The sequence below is a fragment of the Streptomyces sp. NPDC045701 genome (assembly GCF_056432045.1).
Window position 1 is genome coordinate 1 of record NZ_JBWKJV010000111.1, and the last position, 6,575, is coordinate 6,575.

A 6,575-nucleotide genomic window follows, 5' to 3' on the forward strand; every position below is an offset into this window, starting at 1 on the left:
CTCGAACCAGCCCGACCACACCTCTACCGCGCGCTCCGTCTCCACGAACGGAACAACGCGTCACGCACCCAACAGACACGCACGGCTGTAGTACCAGCTGGGCGCCGTCGCCGATACGCCCGGCGAGTAGTACGGATGCGGCCTTCCCGGATCTGTTACGGGTTCTCGACTACCTCGCCCGTGGCCGTGTTCACGTCCACGCTCTTGTCAGGACCCGCCTGCGGGAAAATCCTGTAGGAGACATTTCCTTCTGTGTCCGAGCCGTCGTTTCGCAGGTCGATCCGCCAGAAGGAAGCGGCCAGGCCGGCTGACTGCGCCAGCTTCACAGCGTCCTCAGGCGTCATCGCGGGCAGAGGCGACGAGAGGCGGTCCTGTGAAGGAGAGACAGCCTTGACTAGGTTGACCTGACCCGATGTGGAATCCACGAAAGCCACAACCGACTCACGCAGGGGAGTACCCTCCGAGGCAGGAGTACCGGTGTCGGCGCCGACGAAGGAGAACTGCCAGGTTGTCAGACCCTTGACGTCATGGGTCTCCTTTCCGTAAAGAGACACGCTGGCCAGCTCGTCCCAGTCCTTCATCGCCGGGTCCCCCGCGATTGCCTCCTTCGCCTTATCCAGCGCGTCCTGCAAGGAAAGACCCACGCCGTCCGAGACTCCCGCACCCTGCGACTCCGAAGGCGCTGACGCGGCGCCGGGCTCCCCAGCCTTCGGCTGCACGTGCCACAGCTCAGGCAAACCCGTGGGCACCGGCGTCGGCATCGGTACCGGCATCTGCGGCTCCCCAGCCGCAGATGTCACGGCATCACGGGCACCGGAAGAAGTATGGCTAGGCGGTGTGCCAGCCTCCGCGGCAAAAGCTCCCGTGGACGCGAGGAGCGGGGCAAACACCGCCGAAGCCAGGACAGCGGTGATCAGCTTCTTCGAACCAGGCATAGGAAATCCTCGGCGCAGTCGGGGAAAGGGAGCCGCCGTAGCGCGGCGCTAGAAAGTCAACTCGATCACCAAAACCCGCAATATCCCCTCACTGGGTACAAAATCTGCTATACGGGACCCCGTCGATCGGCCTCCCCGGCCCCGTCTCGCCCCCACCCTCGCCCGTATCTGCGCCACCCTCGCCACCGACAAGATCAAACCCAAGGACGCCCGCCGCGGACGGTCTCGCCCACTCCCCCGGAGCACCGCCCCGCCCTGGAGCACGCGGTACCTGTACCGCACCTGCCACTACGAGGACGAGACCCGTCCCACCTTCTTTGCGGCCCATCAGGACTGGCAGCGCCGGGCCTGGAGCCGGGGACGGTGGACTGGAAGGGGTACGTGTTCTGCGTGCTGGAACAGTTCCACCGGAGGCTGCGTCGGCGGCGCGAGCATCCTCGGCCTCCACCCCAACACCGCAGTCCGCTGGGCAGGGTTCGCCAAGACCTCCTGGGCCGGCTACCTCGCCGCCCGCACCAGTGGGCGCGGATCCCCATCCGGATCTGGTGGGAGAACGGTCACGGCCACTGGGGTGATGGCAGCAAGCGCCCGGACATGATTCGTCACGGATACCGCCCGGTCTGATCCGGGAGCTGGAAGGAGTACCGGCCGAGCATGTTGATGTGATGCCGGACGAACGGCGACATGCTCAGCAGCCCGTAGAGTGCGTCCCAGCCGCTGGTTCGCAGCTTCCCGAATTGATGGATCAGACCCTGTCCGGAAAACGCGAGGCCCCTCAAGGGCCGGCCGCCATTCACTTGAGCCTTTGCCACACCGGGCGGGTCTATACATCGCCGTCCCGCGCTGGCGCCAGACCGAAGGGCGGCCTAACCCGCCCGCGCAAGCGGACCCACGATAGAGACCGTGCCTGAATGGTGGGGCGGACGAGGCGCTTGTAGGCGGCAGAGCGCTGCGCCGGGCTGAGGAGGGCAGGCAGTTTCGGGGCACGCAGCGGCAGGTGCCGTCTGCGATACCAGCCGGCCATGTAACGGCAGGCCGGGCAGCCACCGGGCCGGACGAGTTGTCCGGAGGGTGTGCGGGCGGCTGATTTGTTGCCGGGCAGCCAGTCACGGGGGGATTGTGTTGGCAGTACAGGTTCAGGTGAGGAAGTCGCGCAGGGCTGCAGAGCTGTTTCGGTGGGCGCCGAGCGTGCCGCCGACGAGGAACCCGGCGATCCACACGGCGAAGGGAGCAAGGACGAGGGTCCATCCGATTCCGTTGAGCGACCACAAGTGGAGTGTGGGATCGACGCCCTCTTGAACAGTGCCGGCGATCAGGCCGAATCGGGACATCAGCAGGACCAAGCCGCATGCCAGGCTTACAGCGGCGACCGAAGGCGCGATCTTGGTCGCCCACAGGTGACTGGCCGTGCGGCCGCCCCGGAAGTAGACCAGAACGGCGAGGCACACCAGGATCTCAACAAAGACGATCGAAATGACAGCCAAACCCGTAAACCAGTACACCAGCTCGACAACCGGGTCCAGACCAGCAGCGGTGCAAATGGTGACGCCGGCGGCTGTCACCACACTGACAACTCCGAGAGCGAAGGCTGGCACCCCACCCCACCTGGTATGTCCCACCATCCGTGGGAGGGCACCAGCCCTGCTGAGCGCAAACAAGTACCGGCCGCTAGAGTTCTGAAACGCGAGCAACCCTGCGAACAGGCTGGATACCAACAGCCAGCTCATAACGGTACTGAGCCACCCCCCGACATAGTCATTGGCCACATGCAGGAGCACTGCGGCAGGATCCGCGAGCGGAGTCCCGCCGAGGGTGGAGATCTGCTCTACCCGAGCTACAACCTGATCCGAGCCCAGTGCGCTGACGACGGCCCACGAAGTGAAGCCGAACAGAACCGTGAGCGAGCCGACAGCAACGTATGTGGCTCGGGACACGCTCCGCTTTGGGTCGCGGCTTTCCTCCCCATAGACCGCGGCGGCCTCAAATCCAATGAAGGCAGCGAATGCAAAAGCCAGGGCAATGCCTGCGGATCCTGTAAACCCACCCGCGAAAATGTGCTGGGGCGCAAAGGAGGCTCCAAGCTGGGCACCGTCTGGGCCACCCTGAAACGCCACTGCGATCCCGGTGATGATCAAGCTGGCCAGCTCACAGAGCATCAGGACACCCAGGACCTTAGCCCCGACATCGACATGGAGCAGGGACAGGCTCAGCACGATAGCCAAGGCGAGGAGCGACCATGACCACCAAGGGAGGGCGACGCCGAAGGTCGTCTCCATCCGACCGGCCATGAGAGCGCCGAAGAAGCCAGAAATTCCCAACTGAATGCTCACATAGGCGAGCACTGAAACATACGCCGCCCCCAGCCCGGCCCGCAATCCCAGACCGCGGCCGACATAGGCGAAGAATGCACCGGTGTTGGTCACTACGCGGCTCATGGCAGCATACGCTGATCCAAAAACGGCCAACACGAGGCCGACTACGACATATGCACCCGGGACGGCGGCCCCGTTTCCCACCGCGATGGCGACGGGAACGGCCGCAGTCATTCCCACGAGCGGCGCCGCAGCAGCGACAACGAAGAAGACCATGGCAAATACGCCGAGACGACGGCGCGCCAAACTCTCGTGATCCGCACTGCCGTTCTGCTCGCTCCTTACCTTAGCCATCTCTGCTGTCCCTTGTGTGGCGGTGTACCGGTGGCTGAGCCGGTACGTCCAGAGTGGGGTTGCGATCAAAGAAGCCAACGGGCCTGAGGGTGAAGCCTGCGCGGCCGCTGGGCATAATCGGCCAGTCCTCCAGCCGGGGAACATGGGTCAGGCCGAACGTGTGCCAGAGAACAATGTCTTCGTGGTCGAGGCTACGGTCGCCCGAGGTGTAAGCAGGCAAACCAGCGCCGCCTGGGTGTTGATTGACGAAGTCACCCGCCGAGTATCGCTCTGCTGGATCATACCGCGTAACCCATAGGTGTTTGGTGGCGAATCCAGCGCGGGCAGCGATGGACGACTTCGGGTCAGCCAGCAGTGTCGGCATACCTTCGGGCAGGAGCGCGTAGGTTACGGGGTATCCCAGGTGATTGCGCACATCGCGGTTAAGCACGTGCCACACCCGGTTGACCGAGGGATCTGCGTCTCGGTGCGCCTGTGACTCAGAGGTCAGCAGCGTGCGGACCACGGTGAATGCGTTGCCGCGAGCATCTCTCGGACCTTTATGGGCCCGTACTACATCCACCTCTTCGACAGAATTCCGAGGGCCGTCGACCATCATATCGAGCCGAGCACTGAAGAGGTGCTGGTGGTATGGGGCTCCCAAGCCCTTTGCGACCTCTGAGGCGTGCGCAGACCCTTCGACCGGGTACGCCGAAGTGAAAAGGATACCCGTGGCTTTTACCTCGAAATCAATTGTTCCGTCGAGGTAAAAGTACCAGTAGAAGCCATAATCATAATTCCCCACGGTGGTGAAGAAGGACACGACGAGCCGACGCTGGCGCCGTGTTTCATTGGACCCCGACCATAGGTCTGCGTGCTTCCACAGGATACCGGCGTCTTCCTCATGAATGCAGATAGCATTCGGGAGGACCTGTGGGTTTCCTAGCTCGTCAGCGATGACCGGACTGAGATAGCTGATCTCACCCAAGCAGTCACATCCCAGCTCGAGCTTGTTGGCGTACCGGCCAAGGAGGTATTCGCCTGTGTCGAAATAGTTCTGCCACGACCGGAGCGGAGACGGGTCGGCATAGGGAACGACCATTTCAGCGATCGAGGCCCGGTAGATGATTGGCCGCAGACCGCCTCCCTCGTCGAAGCCGATCTGGTGAAGCACGAGGCCTTCACGAACGTCGAAGCCCACACGCATTGACCACTTCTCCCATCGGAGGGCGTTGCCGTTGAGGACAAAACTCGCCCCCTGCGGCTGCGTGACGTGGATAGGCTTTTGAGTGGTGCGGACTGGCCCGGTGATTGCCGGATCGTCGAAATTTCCCGAGGTCTGCGGTACGGGTACGGCGCCTGTATCGATGACCCGGTCCACCACGCGGTTAAGAGTGTCGACGTAGGCCACCAGTCCATCAAGTGGATGTGCCCACGGAAGATCGCGCTCATGCTGCTGATGGAACGCGAGGCCGCGCAGGATTCGCCGTCCAGTTTCGTCCGGATAGTCCTCGGGGTAGGCCCCGGCCGCAAGCGGGGCAACCCGCACCTCAGAGACGTCGAGGCCCCTGGCGGCCAAGGCCGACAGCCAGCGCTCATCCGTGGACAGCAACTGCTCAACGAGCTCAAACTCTTCCACCAGCACGGGTAGCTGGCCCGACACGGTGGAGTTGAGCTCGGTGTAGCTGACAACCTCCCCGGCGGTCGCATCGACCACGATGTCACGCGAGATGTGTGTTGCAAGGTCCAGAGCAAGGACGCGGAAGCAACGAGCCGAGGACGGGCCGTCTGGGAACTCAAGGACAGCATTTTTCGGCGGCTCTTGAAGACCGACATAGGCAAATCGGGTCGAGTCCGTGGCGAGACCTGCCTCAAGCACTGCCGTCCGGACGGCCGCTACCTCGCTAGGCGTGATTTCAGCAAGAGGATGCTGAAGCCCCGGCGCCGACACTGGTGAAGCTGACATTGAAATCTCTCATTTCATGTCTTCGTACTTTTTGGCTGCCTGGCAGGGTGTATTCGGAGAAGACCTTGGGGACTTATATCACACCCCATCAACCATTATGGTCACCTGAGCTGGCGCCACGCGAGTTGTCCCCCGGCACTCTTCATCAGGGCGCGCCTCGTAGCACTCTTCGGCGTGCCGTCCTCTTGGCCTGACCGTCCAAAGATCATCGCGTCCCCGATCTTTCAGGGGCGAATCCGCTGGCATCTTTCGCAACTGCCTGCGGTGACTCGTTGACAGAAAGGGAGGTGTCCGGGTAGCAGCGGATACCAATCCTGGCAGCTGGCCGTCGGGTGCCAGGCCATGGCACCAATTCCCTGTGAGAGGGTGATTTCGTGCCGTACTCGACATCCCGCACACCCTCGTGGAGTGGGACTCGATGCTGATCATTACCCGTGAGGGTGCCCGCCGCTGCAAACTGCCGCCCTCGCAACGGGCCGGTACTACAGCCGTGAGTGTCTGTTGGGTGGGTGTCGCGTTGTTCTGTTCATGCAGGCGGAGCGTGCGGGGCGGGTGTGGTCGGGCTGGTTCGAGGAGTTCTTTGCCTTGCTGGCAGGGGTGTTCGGCAGGGTGGACCGGCGCCGGTTGGCGATGGCGTATCTGAAGGCGCTGATCGCGCCGGTGGAGCGGAAGAACGGATGGCAGATCGCGGAGTACGCCGGTCACGCGGGTCCGGACCGGGTGCAGTGGTTCCTGGCCCGTTCGGGGCTCGCCGGTCAGCTCCGGGACGGTGTGCGCTCGTTCGTGGTGCAGCATCTGGGCCGGCCGGATGGGGTGCTGGTGCTGGATGAGACGGCGTGTTTGAAGAAGGGCACCAAGCCGGCCGGGGTGGCCCGCCAGTACGGCCGGGATCACCGGGGCTTGTATTTCAATTACTGCTCTGCGAGTCAGAGTTGGAGCAATGCTCAGAACCTGTGGATCGGCCGGGGGCGGGGTGCCTCGTGGGATGCGGAGGGCGTACCTTCCCGGGTGATCGACTCAAGGTCACCA

The 6,575-nt window shown here is 63.4% G+C and carries 4 protein-coding genes and 1 pseudogene; 2 read left to right on the forward strand and 3 right to left on the reverse strand.

Translation table 11 applies throughout. The features are described 5' to 3' along the window. Positions 1-155: 155 nt before the first annotated feature. The 3 genes from AC07DW_RS33005 to AC07DW_RS33015 all read right to left on the reverse strand — a co-directional run bounded on the left by AC07DW_RS33005 (position 156) and on the right by AC07DW_RS33015 (position 5,546). The gene (locus tag AC07DW_RS33005; RefSeq protein ID WP_478861316.1) at positions 156-935 is read right to left on the reverse strand and encodes a hypothetical protein; all 780 of its coding nucleotides are present in this window, start codon (positions 933-935) and stop codon (positions 156-158) included. Positions 936-2,071: 1,136 nt separating this feature from the next. Further along, on the reverse strand, positions 2,072-3,601 hold the full coding sequence (locus AC07DW_RS33010; protein WP_478861317.1) for an APC family permease: 1,530 nt from the start codon (positions 3,599-3,601) through the stop codon (positions 2,072-2,074). Beyond that, the gene (locus tag AC07DW_RS33015; RefSeq protein WP_478861318.1) at positions 3,594-5,546 is read right to left on the reverse strand and encodes a primary-amine oxidase; all 1,953 of its coding nucleotides are present in this window, start codon (positions 5,544-5,546) and stop codon (positions 3,594-3,596) included. Before AC07DW_RS33015 ends, AC07DW_RS33010 begins: the two co-directional genes overlap by 8 nt. 388 nt (positions 5,547-5,934) lie before the next feature. Between AC07DW_RS33015 and AC07DW_RS33020 the strand changes: the two are divergent. Further along, positions 5,935-6,024 (forward strand): annotated as a pseudogene (locus AC07DW_RS33020) (IS5/IS1182 family transposase); the annotation flags it as partial. 50 nt (positions 6,025-6,074) lie between these two features. Continuing rightward, a partial coding sequence (locus AC07DW_RS33025; RefSeq protein ID WP_478861319.1) for a transposase occupies positions 6,075-6,575 on the forward strand: 501 nt, incomplete at its 3' end.